A 16,014-nucleotide genomic window follows, 5' to 3' on the forward strand; every position below is an offset into this window, starting at 1 on the left:
GGCCGTCCTTCCCGCTTCAGGAGCCCCGGGACCGGAGCAACGTGGAGTTCGCGGACCGACCCGACCGGCCGGGCCGGGGATCCGCCGGGGCGGAGCCGAGCTTGGCTTAACCGGTCGGTACAGAATTAGGGAATGGATGGCGCCCCTGCCAGGTTGAGTTGTGTACCAAGCGGTACAGAATATGGGAGGCGCTTGACATGGATGGCACCCGGACCGCCCTCGGAGCGGTGGGCATCTGGAGCATGGAGCTGCGCGGGGCGTCCCGCCCGGAGGTCCGGGAGGCCGCCGCGGAGCTGGACGAGCGGGGATACCGCGCGCTGTGGATCCCCGGCCTGGACGGCCGCGGGGCGCTGGACGACCTGGGTCAGCTGCTCGACGCCGCCCCGCACGCCGGCGTCGTCCTCGGCGTGCTGTCGATGTGGGGCCAGCAGCCCGAGGCCCTCGGCGACCGGCTGGCCGCGCTGGACGCCGCGTACGGGCCACGAACCCTGCTGGGCTTCGGGGTCAGCAATCCCGACTCCGCCGCCCACGCCGGCCAGGACTACGGCAACCCCATCGCCTCGATGGCCCACTTCCTCGACCAGCTCGACACGGCGGCGCACCCCGTACCGGCCGACCGGCGCCTGCTCGGCGCGCTCGGCCCGAAGATGGTCGACCTCGCCGCCGCCCGCACCGCCGGATGGCACCCGTTCCTGGTGAGCCCGGAGTACGTGGCGGGACAGCGCGCGCGGGTGGGCGACGGCCCGCTCATCGCCCCGCACCTCGCCGTCGTGCTCGATGCGGACCCGTCGCGGGCGCGGGCGGCGGCCCGGGCCGGGGTCGGCATGTTCATCGGCTTCCCCGCCTACCGGGCCAACCTGGCCCGCCTCGGCTACACCGAGGAGGACCTGATCCCCGGCGGCAGTGACCGGCTCATCGACGCCCTGGTCGCCTGGGGCGACCTCGACGACGTCGCCCGGCGGATCCGGGCGCACCTCGACGCCGGCGCCGACCACGTGGCCCTGCACGTCCTGCGCCCGAACGGCGGCGGCGCGCTGCCGCTGCCGCAGTGGCGGGAGCTCGCCGCGCTGCTGCCGACCTTCGCCCCCGGTGCGGGCGGCCGCTGATCGCCCTCGATCAGCTCGCTCCATCCCGCAACCGGCGAAGGACAACACCGCCATGGGTCAGCTCAACGGAAAGAGCGCTGCGCGGATCGCGGGTCAGCCTCGCCCGTGATCAGTCCTCGGCGCGCCAGCGGTAGAACTCCCGGGCCACCGCGTCCTGCGGGCCGTGCCAGGTCTCGGGGTTGTACGGGCTGATGAACGGGCTGAGCTCCTCCATGATCTTGGCGAAGACCGGCTGGTCGTGGTCCTCCCCCGCGCCCTCGGCGACCGCCGCGTCGGTGCGCTCCAACAGGTGCACGTAGACGTCGTCAATGGAGTACAGCCACCGCCCGGTGACGCCCAGCTGGACCGGCAGCGGCCCGGCGTCGGACTCGCCGAAGACGCGCGCGATGTCGGGCTCCGCGCCGGGCTTGATGCGTCCGACGATCACCGTGAGATTCCTGCCGGCCGACTCCGGCGCCACGTCGGTGTCCGGCACCCAGCGGTAGAACTCCTTGGCGACCGAGTCGGACGGGTTCTGCCAGTTCCTCGGGTACGGCGTCACGTACGGGCCGATGGCTTCGGCGATCTTCTGGAACGCAGGCAGTCCCCGCGTCTGGCCGGTCACCTTCGGGTCCGCCTTGCGCTCGATCACGTGGATGTAGAGGTCGTCGAGCGTGAGCAGCCTCCGGCCGATCACGCCGAGGTCCTGGGGTCGGGTCGTCTTGTCGTAGTGGCCGAAGACATCGCCGACGATCCCGTCACTGCCCGGAACCATGTGACAGACGATCACGTTTCGGAAGACCATGACTGCTCCTCGGGTGAATGGACGAGCGACGGGGTGGACGGTGATCTCTGGTTGCCGATCGGGGCGGGCGGTCCGGCGGGTCGCGCGGTGAACCGGACCGGAAGCTCCAGCAGGCCCCGGAACGGAGAGGCCGCCGGCAGCCGGCGCAGCTCGTCGACCGGCACCCCGAGCCGCAGCTCCGGCAGCCGGCGCAGCAGCGCCCCGATGCCGATCTGCGCCTCCATCCGGGCCAGCGAGACCCCCAGGCAGTAGTGGACGCCGTGACCGAAGCCGATGTGCGCGCCGCGCTCGCGGCACAGGTCCAGCCGGTCCGGCTCGGCGAAGTGCGCCGGGTCGTGGTTCGCCGCGTTGATCACCACGCCGACGATCGACCCGCGCGGAATGTGTACGCCCTGGTACTCGATGTCCTCGGTGGCGATCCGCGGGCTGGCCACCGGCAACGGGCCGTCGAACCGGAGGAGCTCCTCGATCGCCGCCGGCAGCAGCTCCGGCGAGGCGCGCAGCAGTTCGAGCTGGTCGGGATGGGTCAACAGGGCCACCGTCGCGTTGCCGATGAAGTCCGCGGTGGTCTGGTGCCCGGCGAACAGCAGCAGGAACGTGGTGGTGACCAGTTCCCGTTCGGACAGTTTCCCCTCGTGGTCGCAGGCGTCGATCAGCGCGCTGATCAGGTCGTCGGCAAGGTGCGCGCGTTTCGCCTGCACCAGGTCGGCGAGATAGTGGTGCAGCCGCAGCTGGGCCTCCTGCACGGCCGCGCGGTCCTCCGCGGGGCTGCGCCCGGAGGAGCCGGACGTCCTGATCACCTGGGTCCAGTCGAGGACCCGCTCGTGGTCGGTCTCCGGTATCCCGAGCAGTTGGCCGATCACCATCATCGGCAGCGGGATCGCGAAGTCGTGCATCAGTTCGGACTCGCCCTGCGGGATGATCCGGTCGAGCAGGCCGTCCACGATCTCCGCCACGCGGGGGCGCAGCGCCTCGATCCGGCGCGGCGCGAACGCCTGCGACACGATCCGGCGCAGCCGGGTGTGCTCGGGCGGGTCCGCGTTGAGCATGTTCCTGTTCAACGCCTCCGAGTTCGGCCCGAAGATCCGCAGGTAGTGCTGGCCGGGCCCGTAGAGATCCTTGGAGAGCCGGGGATCGGTCAGCGCCGCCTTGGCGTCGTCCAACCTCGTGATCAGGTAGGAGTCGAACCGCGGCGAACTGACCGGGCAGACCGGGGTGTCGGCCCGCAGCCGCGCGAAGGCGGGATAGGGGTCCGCCGCGAACTCCTCGGTGTAGAGCTCCGACGCGGGTAGGGCCTGGTCGGTCATCTCGCCCCCTCGGGCTCACTCCGTACGCTGTGCAGCACCTGGTACGTGTGCCGTTGCGCGGATTCGCGAAGCTCACGGACCACGCGCAGCAACTGGTCCCGGTGTTCGCTGCGGCCGAAGGCGTCCAGCCGGTCGCGGTCCGCCCAGTCGCTGATGATGAGATAGCTGCGCGGGTCATCGGCGTCGCGGACCAGGTCCTGATGCAGGCATCCGTCCAGCGTGCGGATCTTCTCGGCCGCCGAGAGCCACTCCGCCTCGAACCGTTCCTCGCAGCCTTCCCTGGTGCGCATCGCGAGCACGGTGCGTACCGTCGTCATCGGGTGCCTCCGAACACGAACTGGAGGTTCTTGCTGAGCGCGTCGGCGTCGATCGGCTGGCTGCGGAACCCGACGTGCCCGTCGGGGCGGACCAGGTACAGGGCCGCGCCGGTAAGGCCGTAGGCGGCCCGGAACTCGCCCGCGGTGTCCCGCACCACCGGCGGATCGAGCAGCCGCGGCGCGCGGGCGTCCGGGCTGAGCAGCAGGTACACGTCGATCTGGCCGGACGCCTGCCGGCGGACGTCGGCGCACAGCTTCCCCACGGCGGTCCCCAGCCCCTCGTCGGCCGAGCCGTCGGCGTACACCAGCAGCGTGTGCTTCGTGCCGCCGGTCAGCTCGTGCAGCCGCAGCGGGTGGCCGACGCCCTGCCGGTCCAGGCCGCCGGCGTCGGGAGCGCGGTCGCCGGGCCCGGGGCCGTTGCGCAGGGCGTCCGGCGCCGACAGGGACTCGCCGACGAGCGGGCTGTCGGAGTAGCTGAGCAGCATCGACATCTCCTGGAGGAACTGCCGCTTCAGGTCGTCCCGGTCCAGCTCGTCGGTGAAGGCCATCCGCACCGCACGCCCGACGATCTCCTCGCCCTCCGGGCGCCGTTCGGTCTCGTAGCTGTCCAGCAGCCCGGGCGCGGCGACGCCCCGCACCGCCAGCGCCAGCTTCCACGCCAGGTTCCAGGCGTCCTGGATTCCGGTGTTCATGCCCTGGCCACCCGCGGGCGGGTGCAGGTGCGCCGCGTCGCCGGCCACGAACACCCGGCCGGCGCCGTACCGGTCCACGATGCCGTGGCTGATCCGGAACACCGACGACCAGCGCAGGTTCGACGCCAGAGTGCCGGGCGGGGCCAGGTGGTCCAGCGCGGCCTGGACGTCGGCGAGGGTCGGCTCGGCGAGCTCCTCGCTGAACCCCGGCGGGGCGTCCTGCCCGCCGGTCTGGGCGAAGAACCGGGGCGGCGCCAGCGTCGCGATCCGGTACCGGGACTCGCCCCGCAACGGGACGCACACCAGCATGCCGTCCATCCGGCCGTCGGTTTCGTGCATGAACCGGAGCAGGTGGCCCGCCGGCATGTCCCAGTCCACGTCCACGTCGCCGAGCATGAACAGCTGCGGGAACCGACCCAGCCCACCGGAGAACGTCAGCCCGAGCAGCTCGCGGACCCGGCTGTGCGCGCCGTCGCAGCCGACCAGGTACTTCGCGCGGATCGTCTCCTCGCCGGCGGCGGTCGCCACCGTGGCCAGCACGCCGTCGTCGTCCTGGGTGAACGTGATCAGCTCGACACCGCGCCGCGGACGCACGCCGAGCGTGGCCAGCCGTTCGGTGAGGATCCGCTCGGTCTCGTACTGGGGCAGGCCGAGGTGCGCGTACGGCAGCTCCGGCAGCTCCCAGCTCATCCGGTGCGTCTGCACGCCGTTGACGAAGACCATGTTCCCGGTCAGCCAGATCCCGGCGTCCATCGCGTCCCGCACGATGCCCTGCTCCGCCCAGATCTCCATCGTGCGGCAGTGCACACCGATCGCCTTGTCGGCATGCCCGGGCGGGGTGGCCTGCTTCTCGATCACCCGGCACTCGATGCCGCGCCGGGCCAGCTCGACGGCGGCGGTCAGCCCGGTGGGCCCCGCCCCGACGATGAGGACGTCCGTTGTCGTGTGCACGTTGATCTCCTTGCCCGTGCTCGGTGCTCGGCTGCTGTCGGGGCGGGCCGCACTGTGGAAGAGGCGGCGCCGGAAGTCGCGGAGGAGGAACGGCGCGATCGGCCCGGCCTCCTCCTGTGCGTGGGCCGGGTTGCCGATCCAGCGGAAGAACTCCGCGGCGCTGGCCCACTCGGCAAAGATGTGGAAGGTGTCCGAGTCCGGCTCGCGCAGCAGGTCTTCACGCAGGTAGCCGGGCACCCCCGCCATCCGCGCCCGAACCTGTGGGTAGCCGTGTTGGAACTCCGCGAGCCGGGCGGCCGGCACGGTGACCTCCACGTCCACGAAGAGCGTGGACGCCTCGCCTTCGGGGTCGCGCATCACCAGCTCGCGTTCCGCCGCGGACGGTTCGCGCAGCGGGCGGACGGTGTCGGCGAAACGCGCGGCGACCGGCCCGTTCCGGTAGTCGCGCAGCGCGGCCTCGTCGGCCCACTCGGTGACGACGACGAACGAGCGCGGATCGTGGGCGTCGAGCAGCAGTTCCTGCCGGAGGTTGCCGGCCAGGCCGCCGACCTGTCCGGCGACCGCTCGCCAGGCGGACTGCACGGCCTGCTCGCACCCCGGGCGCGCCCGTAGCCGGGCCATCGTCCTGATCATGAATTCTCCTTCGGCGGCCTGCGGAAGACGATCGGGCTGATGAAGCCGCCGTAGCCGCGCGCGGCGACCAGGAAGACATCGACAGCCATCCGGCAGGACTCGCGAACGACGAGCAGCAGGGTGCGGATCATCACGGACCTCATTCCTGGTCCCCGGAGGTTCTTGCGCCGGTGCCGGCAAGGTCCCGACCGGTACCACCGGACCACGACGACGCCGTGGTGCGACCGTGCCGGATGTCGCGTCACCCGGCCGTCACCGGCGACCGGTGCCGAGTCCCCGGCCGTTGACGCCGCGGGGACGGGCCCCGGCACAGTGGGGCGTCGGTCCGGCCTACTTCGCCAGCTCGGTACGCGGCAGCATGGCCGGCGACCAAGTCAAGTCGTACCGGGGGGCGGCGACCGCCGTGGCGAAGGCGTCCGCCGCGGCCGGTGAGCTCACGATGCGCCAGTCCGCCTCCTTGTCCACCTCGAACCAGATGAGGCCGATGATCTCCTGGTGGCCGGGCAGCACCCGGAACATCTCGGTGATCCATTGCGCCTTGCGGCCGTTGCCGTCGGAGGCACCGGTCTCGGTGATGACCAGCGGCCGGCGGCTGAAGGCGCGGATCTCCGTGATGGTCGGGTTGAAGATCGAGTCGAAGGACCGCCACTTCGTGAAGGCCCCCGTGCCGTAGTAGCCCGTGATGCCCACCCAGTCGACGTAGTCGTCACCGGGATAGAGCGTCGAGAGTTTCGGGGTCGAGTTGCTCCATCTGGCGTTCGGGCTCCACACCCAGATGACGTTGGTGACCCCGGCGGCCCGGAACAGATCATGGACGTGGCGCCAGGCCTTGACGTAGTCGCCCGGCCGGTTGCCGTTGACCTTCTCGCACCACGGGTACCAGTCGCCGTTCATCTCGTGTGCGAACCGGATGGCCACCGGGTAGCCGAGGGACCTGATCCCGTCCGCCCAGGACCGTAGGTAGCTGTCGAAGTCCCCGCGCGCGATGCGGGACAACCGGTAGTCGGGTTGGGTGGACCGGATGTCGTCGACCTTGTCGGTGGGCAACCGCTTCCGGCGGGCTTGGACGTCCAGTTGGTAGTCCCATGGTTCCCAGCCGAGGATGGGCAGCATGCCGCGACCGCTGATCCGGTCGAAGAGCGTCCGGTCGAAGGTGTCCGCCGCCCATCCGGCGCCGAAGAGCATGGCCTGGGGTTGGCGCCGCGCAGCGGCCGTGAAGGTGTCCACCGCCGTGAAGTCGTGCGGGCCCTTGTCGGTCATGACGCCGATGAACGCCTTTCCGGCGGGAGGGAAGAGTTCCCGGACCGGCCGGGGTGATGCGCTGGGCTGGGCCGGCGCCACCGCGCCCGGTTCGGCCGCCGCCCGCCGGTCGGGACCGCCGGCCTCCCGGCCCTGCGACGTGGTGGCTGGCGCGATGACGAAGGCGTAGGTCAGCAGCAGCGCCGAGATCATCGCCAGCGTGACCCGCGGTACGGTCAGCCTCACCATGGCAGACCCCCGTCAACCGCCACCCGCGACTTCGGCGGGTGGCGCTCCTCGCTCCCGGCGCGGGCGGCGGGCCCGGCCGTCTGGTCGTGCCGCCGCGCGAGCCGGGCCGTGACGCTCGACGCGAGCGCGACCAGCGGCGGAACCAGGCCGGTCAGGAGGGTCAGCACCGGCCACACCCGGAGCAGGGTGACGTCGTTGCCCAGTAGGAAACTCGCGCCGAGCAGGCCGGCGGCGAAGGCCGCCCACCAAAAGTGCAGGCGGAAGGTGGCGAGCGACTCCGTGGTACGCAATGTGCCCTTGGCCGTCACCACGAACGCGAGCTTTCGTCGCAGCAGCGCGCCGACCCCGGCGGCCACGTAGACGGGCCCGGTGAACAAGGCCAGCGCCATGCCGACCAGGCCGATCTCTTCGCGTTCGTGGGGTGCGATGTTGAAGCGGCGGAGCCAGAGCCACAGCACGAACCAGGTGCCGATGGTCGAGCCCCACAGCGCCGACCAGACGGTGACGTCGAGCTGGGCCGTGCTGACCCCGGTGAGCAGGTACATGGCCGTGGCCAGGTTGCCCAGCAGCAGGCTGACCGCCACGCTCGGGTAGTAGAACTGGAGCAGCCGGTACGCCCAGCGGCGCCGCGATCCCAGCTCGCGCGGCGCGCGCAGGTCGGGGCGTACCAGGATCTCGCAGATGCCGGCCGCCCAGCGCTTCTGCTGGTTGAAGTAGTCCGCCCACGACGTCGGGCCCTCCCCGATGGCCACCACGTCGGGGGTGTAGACGCCCTTCCAGCGCCTGCCCGTCTTTGGGTTGACCGCCGCGTGGACCCGGATGCTGGTGAGATGGTCCTCGATGATCGAGTCCTGGTAGCCGCCGACGCTCTGCCACGCCGCCGGCCGGTAGAGGTGGCCGGTGCCGGTGAGCAGGGGCGCGTCCAGACCGTTTCCGCCCCGGGCGATGAGCCCGTTGTAGAGGTACTGCTGGACCGACGCGCCGTGCGCGACCCAGTTCTGGTGCATGTTGCCGTATACCTGCGGTGTCACCACGAAGGCGACGTCCGGGTCGCGGAAGTAACCGAGCGTCCGCTCGAGGAAGCCGGGCAACGGCACGTGGTCCGGGTCGACGTTGGCGACCACGTCGTAGTCGTGCTCGTGCTCCGCCCGCCAGGCGTTGTGGTTGCCCGACTTCGTCCTGGCCCGAAACTCACCGCTCGGCTGGTTGTACTCCGGTCGACCCCGACGGCTGAAGTGACGCACCCCGAGCCGGGCGGCCATCTCCTTCACCGCCGGGTCGTCGCCCTCGTCGAGGATCCAGACGTCGACCCGACCGCAGTACATGAGCTGCGTCATCCTGCGCAGCGTCCGCTCGGCCACCTCGATCGGCTCCTTGCTGGGCACGATGGTGGTGAGCAGGGCGACCCGCAGGCCGACCGGCGGGTCGACCGGAACCGGGTCCCTGGCGTGGAAGGCGAACACCCAGATCACCACGTTCTGCGCGAGGCGGATCAGCTCCACGCAGACGACCACGCAGAAGCCGAGCCGCGCCGCCATCGTCTGCCAGCCGCCGACCCCGATCACGCCCGGTCCTGGTACGTGCTCGGGACGCAGCAGCCAGCCGATGAACAGCAGGCCGGCCGCGCTGTTGACGAGGACGAGCAGGGTCAGGACCACCCGGGCCGCCGGCGGAACGGCAGGGCGGAACTCGACCGCCGCCCGCGGGTGCCGGGGCGCGACCAAGGGTCCGGCGGTGGTCCCACACTTCGCGTACGCGAGCCGAGCCCGGATGTTCAGCTGGCGACGGTCGGGGCGCTCACCCGATGGCGGCTCGGCCGAGCTGATCGCCGGCGGGCTGCCGCCGGACGCCCCGTTCCGCGTGGTCGAAGACAGGCGTGTATCGGCGACGACGCCCACATTGCCCCCCAAGGGTCCGACTCCTGCTCGCCACGACGCGACTGTGGCCGAGCCTAAGTGTCCAAAAAGTCCGAATCACCTGAATCGGCGCATCGGCCAGTACGTTCGCTGCCGGGCGCGTCACCGGGTCACAGCTCCGCCCGCTCGTCCACCAGCAGGGCCAGCGTGAGTCCCGTCGGTCGCCAGACCTGCGCCACCTGGTACCTCGTGCGCAGCAGCCGTTCCCGCGGGCCACCGAGGGCGCGCACCGGGTCCGCCCGCTCGCCGAGCCGGACCACCCACAGCCGGCGCGTCCCCCGCAGGCAGGCGGCGACGTCAGTGCATTCCGCGACCGGCCGCCGGCCGCCGGCGCGCTGCGGGCCGGCGGCGAGCACGTCTCGCGGCCGGCGGTCGGCGGCGAGATAGTGCGCCACCAGGTTCCGGCCGACCCATCCACCACCCGCGTCGGTGGCGCTGTAGACGACGCCGTCGCCGGGTTGCAGCCGAGCTTCGATGATCTCCGCGAGCTGACGGGTGGCCTGCCGATGCCCGTCGGGTTCCCGCAGGGCGACCTGTACCGGCGCACCGATCAGGGCGATCGCCGCCAGCGCCGCCGCGGACCATCGGGCGCCCGCCCGGGCGAGCGCGGCCGCGGCGAGCGTCGCCCACGCGGGCAGCGTGAAGAGCAGGGACTGGGCCAGCCAGATCGGCGTCGCCTGGGCGATCAGCAGCAGCCCGAGCGGCGGCACCACCGCCCAGGCGGTGTAGATGGCGGCGGAGTACCGCAGGGGGAGGCTGAACAGCGCCAGCGCGAACAGCAGGGCCGCCAGCGCGGCGACGCCGAACAGCTCCCTCGGGGTGGCGGCCAGCACGTCCAGGCTCGGCCTGGAGACCTGCGCGAGGTGCGTGCCGTGCCGCACGGCGACCCGGAGCAGCGCGGCCGCGGGCAGCGCGCCCACCGACGCGGCGACCAGCCAGCGGAGAGCCATCCGTCGCCGGAAGGCGAACACGGCCCAGCCGTGGCCGGCGAGCAGCAGGAGCGCGGCGACGTCGCACAGACCCAGCACCGCGACCGCACCGGCGTATCCCGCGAAGCGCCAGAACCTTGGCCGGTCGATGGCCGGTACGAGCAGCGAGGTGGCGAGCACGGCGGCGAGCAGGGTCAACGCGTACGGCTGGGCCTCCTGCGCGTACCGCGTCGAGGTCGGCAGCAGGGCGAAGACGACACCGGCCAGCACGCCGGCGGCCGGCGCGAACATCCGGGCGGCCAGCGTACCGACGAGCGCCGCCGCGGCGGCCATGGCCAGGATGGAGGGTGCGCGCAGGGCGAGGTCGGAGGTGCCGAAGACCTCGGCCCAGGCGCGCATCAGCAGGTGGTAGGGCGCGAGGGCGGCCTCGCCCCCGCGCAGCGTCGACCAGTTGTCCCGCCAGGGTGAGCCGGCGGCGCCCCAGGTCGCGAGTTCCTCCATCCGCAGTCCGGGTGCGCCGGCCCTGAGCACACTCAGCGCGCCCATCAGCAGCGCCGGTACCAGCCACGCGGCGACCCTCCAGCGCGGGGTGTCGGTGGCCGGACGACCGGGTGCGGTGCCCTGGTCTTCTCCCCAGGGGTCCTCGACACCGGCCTCCGCCGGTCCGAGCCGGGGCAGGACCAAGGTCTCCGCGTCGTCCATCGTGTCTCACGCATCTCCGTGGGTTCCGGCGGTGGAGGCCGGGGGGCCGCTGCGGCGGGCAGCACGAACCCGGGCCAGCAGGGCCGGGTCGCGCCGTGGATGTCGCCTTGGAGCATATGAAGCCGACCCCGACAAAGATGCGCATATGAGACGAAAGCCGCCTAACGGGCGCCTGCCGCGCGCGCCTCCTCCCCGGGGAGGAGGCGCGCTCCGACCGCCGGCCGGAACCGGGGCCCACGGTCGGGCGCGGCCCGTGGCCGAGTTCACCAGCATCTACAGGTATGACTACCGCACTGCACCGGGCGGCACACTGGCACCGCCCCCTGATGGTCTTCGTCTCGGCGATGGCGGTGCTCGCCGTCGTCGCCGCGGTCGGCGTCCTCGTCGACCCGCGCGTCCTCACCGGCGCACCGATCTGGCTGAAGCCGTTCAAGTTCGCCGTGTCCTTCGTGCTGTACGGCACCACCCTGGCCTGGATGCTCTCCCTGCTGCCGCGACGGAGCCGGACCGCGGAGTGGGCGGGCACGACCATCGTCGCGATGTCGCTGGTCGAGATGGTGGTGATCGTCGGGCAGGTGCTGCGCGGCACTACCAGCCACTACAACGAGACGACCCCGCTGAACGCCGCCCTGTGGCAGGTGATGGGCGCGTCGATCATGGTGCTGTTCATCGCGCACTTCGTGATCGGGATCGTGGTACTGCGCCACCCGATCGCGGACCGGGTCGCCGCGTACGCGGTCGGGCTGGGGCTCGGCCTGTCCCTGCTGGGCATGCTGGTGGCGGTACCGATGGTGCTGCCCAGCCAGGACCCGGGGATCGAGGGGATCGCCGGGGCGCACAGCGTCGGCGTCGCGGACGGGGGGCCGGGGCTGCCGCTGATCGGGTGGAGCACCACCGGCGGCGACCTGCGGATCGGGCACTTCGTGGGCCTGCACGCCCTGCAGGCGCTGCCCATCCTGGCGATGCTGCTGAACCGATTCCTCGGCACGCGGCTCGACGAACGCAGTCGGGTACGGCTGCTGGTCGTCGCCGGCGGGGCGTACGGCGTACTGACGATGCTGTTGACCTGGCAGGCACTGCGCGGACAGCCGCTGCTGCGGCCGGACGCGCTGACGTTGGCCGCCGTGGCGGCCCTGGTGGTGACCACCGCGACCGCCGCCGGCCTGGTTGTGGCTCGCCGCCGCCGCCCGGAACTGGCGCTGGCCGCATGACCGGGGCGCTGTTCACGCTGACGTTCGCGGTGGCCGCGCCGTTCTGGGCGCTGATGATCCTGCTGCCGTACTGGTCCTGGACCGCCCGGATCATCTCCTCGCCGTTGATCGTGCTGCCGGTCCTGGTGATCTACGCGCTGCTGGTGCTCCCGGCGCTCGGCGAGGTGCTGCCGGCCGTGCTGTCGCCGACCCTGGACGGCGTGCGCGACCTGCTCGGCACCGCCGACGGCGCGGCGGCGGCCTGGGCCCACCTGATCGCGTTCGATCTCTTCGCCGGCCGGTGGGCGTGGCTCGACAGCCGGGAACGGGGGGTGCCGGCGCTGATCATGGCGCCGGCGCTGGTGCTGACGATCCTGCTCGGGCCACTCGGCCTGGCCGCCTACCTCGGGATCCGGACCAGGTGGGTCCGGCCGACCGCGGCTGCTGCCCGCGCGCCGCAGCGCCTAGGCTGATCCGATGGGCTGGGTGGGACGACTGTTCGACCCGCGCGACACCCTCGCGCGGCTGCTGCTGCTCGACCTCAGCGGCGTCGGCTACCTGGTCTTCGGCACCCAGTCCGGCGGCTCGCCGACCGCCACGCAGTGGCTCCTCGCGGCGGTCGCGTTCGCCGTCGCGCTGGTGGTCCACCGCCGCCCACTGGTCAACCTGGTGGCGCAGGCCGCGCTGCTGGCGGTGGCGATCCAGGTCGTCGACGACACCACGATCAACCAGGTGGGTGCCAGCTACGCGCTGCTCGAGCTGGCCATGTGGGCGCGCCGGCCGGGACTCATCTGGCTGGCCGCCGGGCTGCTCGCCGCGATCGATCTGACCGACTCGATCGGCGATCCGTTCGGGCGGTTCCTCTCCGGGGTCTTCGGGCTGACCGTGGAGGTCGGCCTGCCGCTGCTGCTCGGCCTGGTCATCCGGACCACCCGGGAACTCGGCCGGCAGGCCGAGGAACGCGCGGCGGAGGAGCAGCGCCGGCGCGAGTCGGAGAGCCGGGCCGCGCGCGCCGACGAACGCACCGCCATCGCCCGCGAGTTGCACGACGTGGTCGCGCACCACGTGGCGTCGATGGTGCTGCGGGTCGGGGTGGCCCGGCACGTCCTCACGGATCTGGATCCGCGGGTGGGCGAGGTGTTCGACGACGTGCACGGCACGGGGACCGCGGCCCTGGCGGACCTGCGCCGGCTGGTCGCGGTCCTGCGCGACCCCAACGGGGTACGCGGTGACGCGGCGCTGACCGCGATCGAGCCGTCGGCCGTCCCGGCGGCCCTCGGCGCGGCGGTCGACCGGGCCCGCCAGGCCGGCGTCACGGTGGAGGCCGACATCGACCCGGCGGTCGGCGCCCTCGACGCGGTGCGGGGCCTGGCCGTGTTGCGCCTGACCCAGGAGGCGTTGACCAACGTGGCCAAGCACGCCGGCACGTCGGCGCTGGCGCGCCTCACGGTCTCCGTGGTCGACGGGGCCGTCCACTGGGAGGTCTCGGACGACGGGCGCGGCCGGGTGCCGGCGGCGGTGCCGTCCGGCGGTGGCCACGGCCTCACCGGCATGCGGGAACGCGTCGAGGTCCTCGGCGGTCAGTTGGCGGCGGGCCCGACCGGCGCGGGTTGGCGGGTGCGTACCGTCCTTCCGGCCACGACCCCCGCGCCGACGGCTGCTTCCCTCTCCCCCGCCGGCACGCCGGCCCAGCCGCCGCCCCGCGACCGCGGGACCTCGGTCGCACCGCGCGCGGCGGAGCCGGCATGATCCGGCTCCTGCTGGTCGACGACCAGCACCTCATCCGCGCGGGCCTGCGCATGCTCTGCGACGCCCAGCCCGACATCGAGGTCGTCGGCGAGGCCGACAACGGCCGCGAGGCGATCGCCCTCGCCGCGCGGCTCATCCCCGACGTCGTCGTCATGGACCTGCGCATGCCCGGCGTCGACGGGATCACCGCGACCAGCCGGATCCTCGCCGACCGCCCGGCCACCCGCGTCCTGGTGCTGACCACCTTCGGCGACGACGACCACCTCTATCCGGCGCTGACCGCCGGCGCCTGCGGATTCCTGCTCAAGGACGCACCGCCCGCCGACCTGCTCGACGGCATCCGCCGGGCCGCCGCGGGCGACAGCCCGTTCAGCCAGGAGGTGCTGCGACGCCTGGTCCAGCGTGCGGTGCACGCCCGCGCCGAGACGCCGCCACCGGCCCAGGGACTGACCGCCCGCGAGCAGGACGTGCTGAACCTCGTCGCCGAGGGGCTGTCCAACACGGAGATCGCCGATCGGCTGCACATCGGTGTCACCACGGTCAAGACCCACATCACCAGCCTGATGACCAAGACCAACAGCCCCAACCGGGTACGCCTGGCCCTGTTCGCCCGGGGCGCCTGAGGCTGCCAGGCGCGTCGGGTGGGCGGCGCGGCCGACCCGGTCGGGTCGCCGCGGTGACGCGTCCAGGTTGCCCCTGGCGGCAGCTCTGTGGGCCACGGCGCGCCTCGATGATCTGGTACGTTGCGGCGGCGAACGCAGGTCACACGGGGGAGCAAGATCATGCGGACGGTCCGGCTTGGACTGTTCAGCTCGGTCATCATGGCGGTAGTCGTCATGGCGGGCTGCAACGACGGCAACAACTCGGCGGGCGACTCCGCGAAGTCCGGCGGCAACGCGGCGGCCACGGCGCCGGCGATCGCTGCCAGCGCCACCGCATCGGGTGCTCCGGCCACGGACGCCGACACCAAGGCCGCCTGCACCACCATCAGCGGTGACATCAGGACCACCATGGCCAAGGTCGCCAAGGCGGAGAAGATTGGGCCGCCGGCGGGGCACTCCGCTGTCAGCGCCGAGTATTCCGCTGGTGCCGCCGGACTCTACGCGCACATGTTCACCGCGAGCACCCAGGTCAACGATGCCGCGAAGCAGGTCGCGACCGCCATGTCGGACCTCGCCGACACGTACGCGACGGCCCCCGGGAAGACGCCGAGCAAGACGGCCCTGAACACCGCCGTCAAGCAGTTCCAGGCCACCTGCGCGACCAGCTGAGGAGTGGGCCCCGGTATCCGGCCGCCCGACCGGATACGTATCCGCGGCGCGAACCGCCGCGCACCAGGGCGTCGAGTGGTGGGAGGGTCGGATGCGCCTGCACGTGGGGTGCGCGATGTGGACGCACAAGTCCTGGCAGGGACGCTTCCTGGCGCACCCGCTGCCGGCCCACGAGCGGCTGCGCGCCTACGCCGGCTGGTGCACCGCGGTCGAGGGCAACACCACCTTCTACGCGACCCCGTCGCCGGAGACGGTGGCGTCGTGGGCGCGGCAGACCGACCCCGACTTCCGGTTCGTGCCCAAGCTGCCGAAGGTCGTCACGCACGAACGCCGGCTCACCGGCGCCGACGACGAGCTTCGGGCCTTCCTGAACGCGATCGAACCCCTCGGCCCACGAGCCCACGCCCTCTGGATCCAGCTGCCGGGCTCGTTCGGCCCCGCCGACGTACCCGCGCTGGCCCGGTTCCTGCGCGGGCTGCCCACGATCCACCGGTACGCCGTGGAGGTCCGCCACCCGGCGTTCTTCGACGACCCCCGGGCAGTGCGGACGCTCGAGGAAACGCTTGTCACGGTCGGCGCGGAATGGATCCCCTTCGACACCACCGCGTTCTTCCGCACCCCGCCGACCAGCGACGCGGAACGGGAGGCGTGGACCAGGAAGCCACGTACGCCGCTGCGCACCCGCGCGCTGACCGACCGGCCGATCGTCCGGTACCTCGGCCGGGACGACCCCGCGCGGACGGTCGAGGGCTGGCAGCCATGGCTCGACGTGGTGACCGGTTGGCTGCGCGAGGGTCGCTCGCCGACCGTGTTCGTGCACACCCCGGACAACGCCGACGCCCCCGACCTCGCCCGCCGCTTCCACGACGAGGTCCGGGCGCGCCTGCCCGAGCTCGAGCCACTGCCGGAGCCGGTGCCCGTGGGGCCGTCGACGCTGTTCTGACCGGGCGGGACGGAGGGTGGCAAACCCAGCGTGAGG

General features: G+C 72.5%; 15 protein-coding genes. 7 read left to right on the plus strand and 8 right to left on the minus strand.

The features are described from left to right. The first annotated feature begins 197 nt into the window (after nt 1–197). Nucleotides 198–1,106, plus strand: coding sequence for a TIGR03620 family F420-dependent LLM class oxidoreductase (locus I8N68_RS03730; RefSeq protein WP_200207598.1), 909 nt, complete (start codon nt 198–200; stop codon nt 1,104–1,106). 109 nt (nt 1,107–1,215) lie between these two features. Here I8N68_RS03730 and I8N68_RS03735 read toward each other — a convergent pair whose 3' ends face one another. The 8 genes from I8N68_RS03735 to I8N68_RS03765 form a co-directional block, all read right to left on the minus strand. Further along, the gene (locus I8N68_RS03735; protein ID WP_200207606.1) at nt 1,216–1,890 is read right to left on the minus strand and encodes a TcmI family type II polyketide cyclase; all 675 of its coding nucleotides are present in this window, start codon (nt 1,888–1,890) and stop codon (nt 1,216–1,218) included. Further along, nucleotides 1,872–3,197 (minus strand): cytochrome P450 family protein, encoded by a 1,326-nt coding sequence (locus tag I8N68_RS03740; protein ID WP_200207608.1) that lies wholly within the window; start codon nt 3,195–3,197, stop codon nt 1,872–1,874. Before I8N68_RS03740 ends, I8N68_RS03735 begins: the two co-directional genes overlap by 19 nt. After that, complete coding sequence (locus tag I8N68_RS03745; RefSeq protein ID WP_200207614.1) at nt 3,194–3,514, minus strand: putative quinol monooxygenase; 321 nt, start codon at nt 3,512–3,514, stop codon at nt 3,194–3,196. Before I8N68_RS03745 ends, I8N68_RS03740 begins: the two co-directional genes overlap by 4 nt. Next, on the minus strand, nt 3,511–5,790 hold the full coding sequence (locus I8N68_RS03750; protein ID WP_200207622.1) for an FAD-dependent oxidoreductase: 2,280 nt from the start codon (nt 5,788–5,790) through the stop codon (nt 3,511–3,513). Before I8N68_RS03750 ends, I8N68_RS03745 begins: the two co-directional genes overlap by 4 nt. Continuing rightward, the gene (locus I8N68_RS33515) at nt 5,787–5,921 is read right to left on the minus strand and encodes a hypothetical protein (protein WP_267909504.1); all 135 of its coding nucleotides are present in this window, start codon (nt 5,919–5,921) and stop codon (nt 5,787–5,789) included. The genes I8N68_RS03750 and I8N68_RS33515 overlap by 4 nt, the downstream gene beginning before the upstream one ends. A gap of 199 nt (nt 5,922–6,120) precedes the next feature. Next, entirely contained in the window at nt 6,121–7,278 is a 1,158-nt protein-coding gene (locus I8N68_RS03755; RefSeq protein ID WP_200207624.1) for a glycoside hydrolase family 26 protein, read from the minus strand. Next, nucleotides 7,272–9,002, minus strand: coding sequence for a glycosyltransferase family 2 protein (locus I8N68_RS03760; protein WP_234038680.1), 1,731 nt, complete (start codon nt 9,000–9,002; stop codon nt 7,272–7,274). Before I8N68_RS03760 ends, I8N68_RS03755 begins: the two co-directional genes overlap by 7 nt. 302 nt (nt 9,003–9,304) lie before the next feature. Further along, nucleotides 9,305–10,825, minus strand: a complete 1,521-nt coding sequence (locus I8N68_RS03765; RefSeq protein ID WP_200207626.1) for a glycosyltransferase family 39 protein — start codon at nt 10,823–10,825, stop codon at nt 9,305–9,307. 281 nt (nt 10,826–11,106) lie between these two features. Between I8N68_RS03765 and I8N68_RS03770 the strand changes: the two genes are divergently transcribed. The 6 genes from I8N68_RS03770 (at nt 11,107) to I8N68_RS03795 (ending at nt 15,978) form a co-directional block, all read left to right on the plus strand. Then, a complete protein-coding gene (locus I8N68_RS03770; RefSeq protein WP_200207627.1) occupies nt 11,107–12,036 on the plus strand; it encodes a hypothetical protein in 930 nt (309 codons plus the stop codon). Further along, nucleotides 12,033–12,488: an ABA4-like family protein gene (locus I8N68_RS03775; RefSeq protein ID WP_200207633.1), complete on the plus strand. Its 456-nt coding sequence runs from the start codon at nt 12,033–12,035 to the stop codon at nt 12,486–12,488. Before I8N68_RS03770 ends, I8N68_RS03775 begins: the two co-directional genes overlap by 4 nt. Nucleotides 12,489–12,492: 4 nt before the next feature. Next, on the plus strand, nt 12,493–13,764 hold the full coding sequence (locus tag I8N68_RS03780) for a sensor histidine kinase (protein WP_200207636.1): 1,272 nt from the start codon (nt 12,493–12,495) through the stop codon (nt 13,762–13,764). After that, the gene (locus I8N68_RS03785; RefSeq protein WP_200207639.1) at nt 13,761–14,387 is read left to right on the plus strand and encodes a response regulator transcription factor; all 627 of its coding nucleotides are present in this window, start codon (nt 13,761–13,763) and stop codon (nt 14,385–14,387) included. Before I8N68_RS03780 ends, I8N68_RS03785 begins: the two co-directional genes overlap by 4 nt. 159 nt (nt 14,388–14,546) lie before the next feature. Continuing rightward, on the plus strand, nt 14,547–15,035 hold the full coding sequence (locus I8N68_RS03790) for a hypothetical protein (protein ID WP_234038681.1): 489 nt from the start codon (nt 14,547–14,549) through the stop codon (nt 15,033–15,035). A 91-nt stretch (nt 15,036–15,126) separates the two neighbouring features. Beyond that, complete coding sequence (locus tag I8N68_RS03795; protein WP_504739813.1) at nt 15,127–15,978, plus strand: DUF72 domain-containing protein; 852 nt, start codon at nt 15,127–15,129, stop codon at nt 15,976–15,978. Nucleotides 15,979–16,014 lie beyond the last annotated feature (36 nt).

The sequence above is a fragment of the Micromonospora coerulea genome, assembly GCF_016598485.1.
In the GTDB taxonomy this organism is placed as follows: Bacteria; Actinomycetota; Actinomycetes; order Mycobacteriales; family Micromonosporaceae; genus Micromonospora; species Micromonospora coerulea.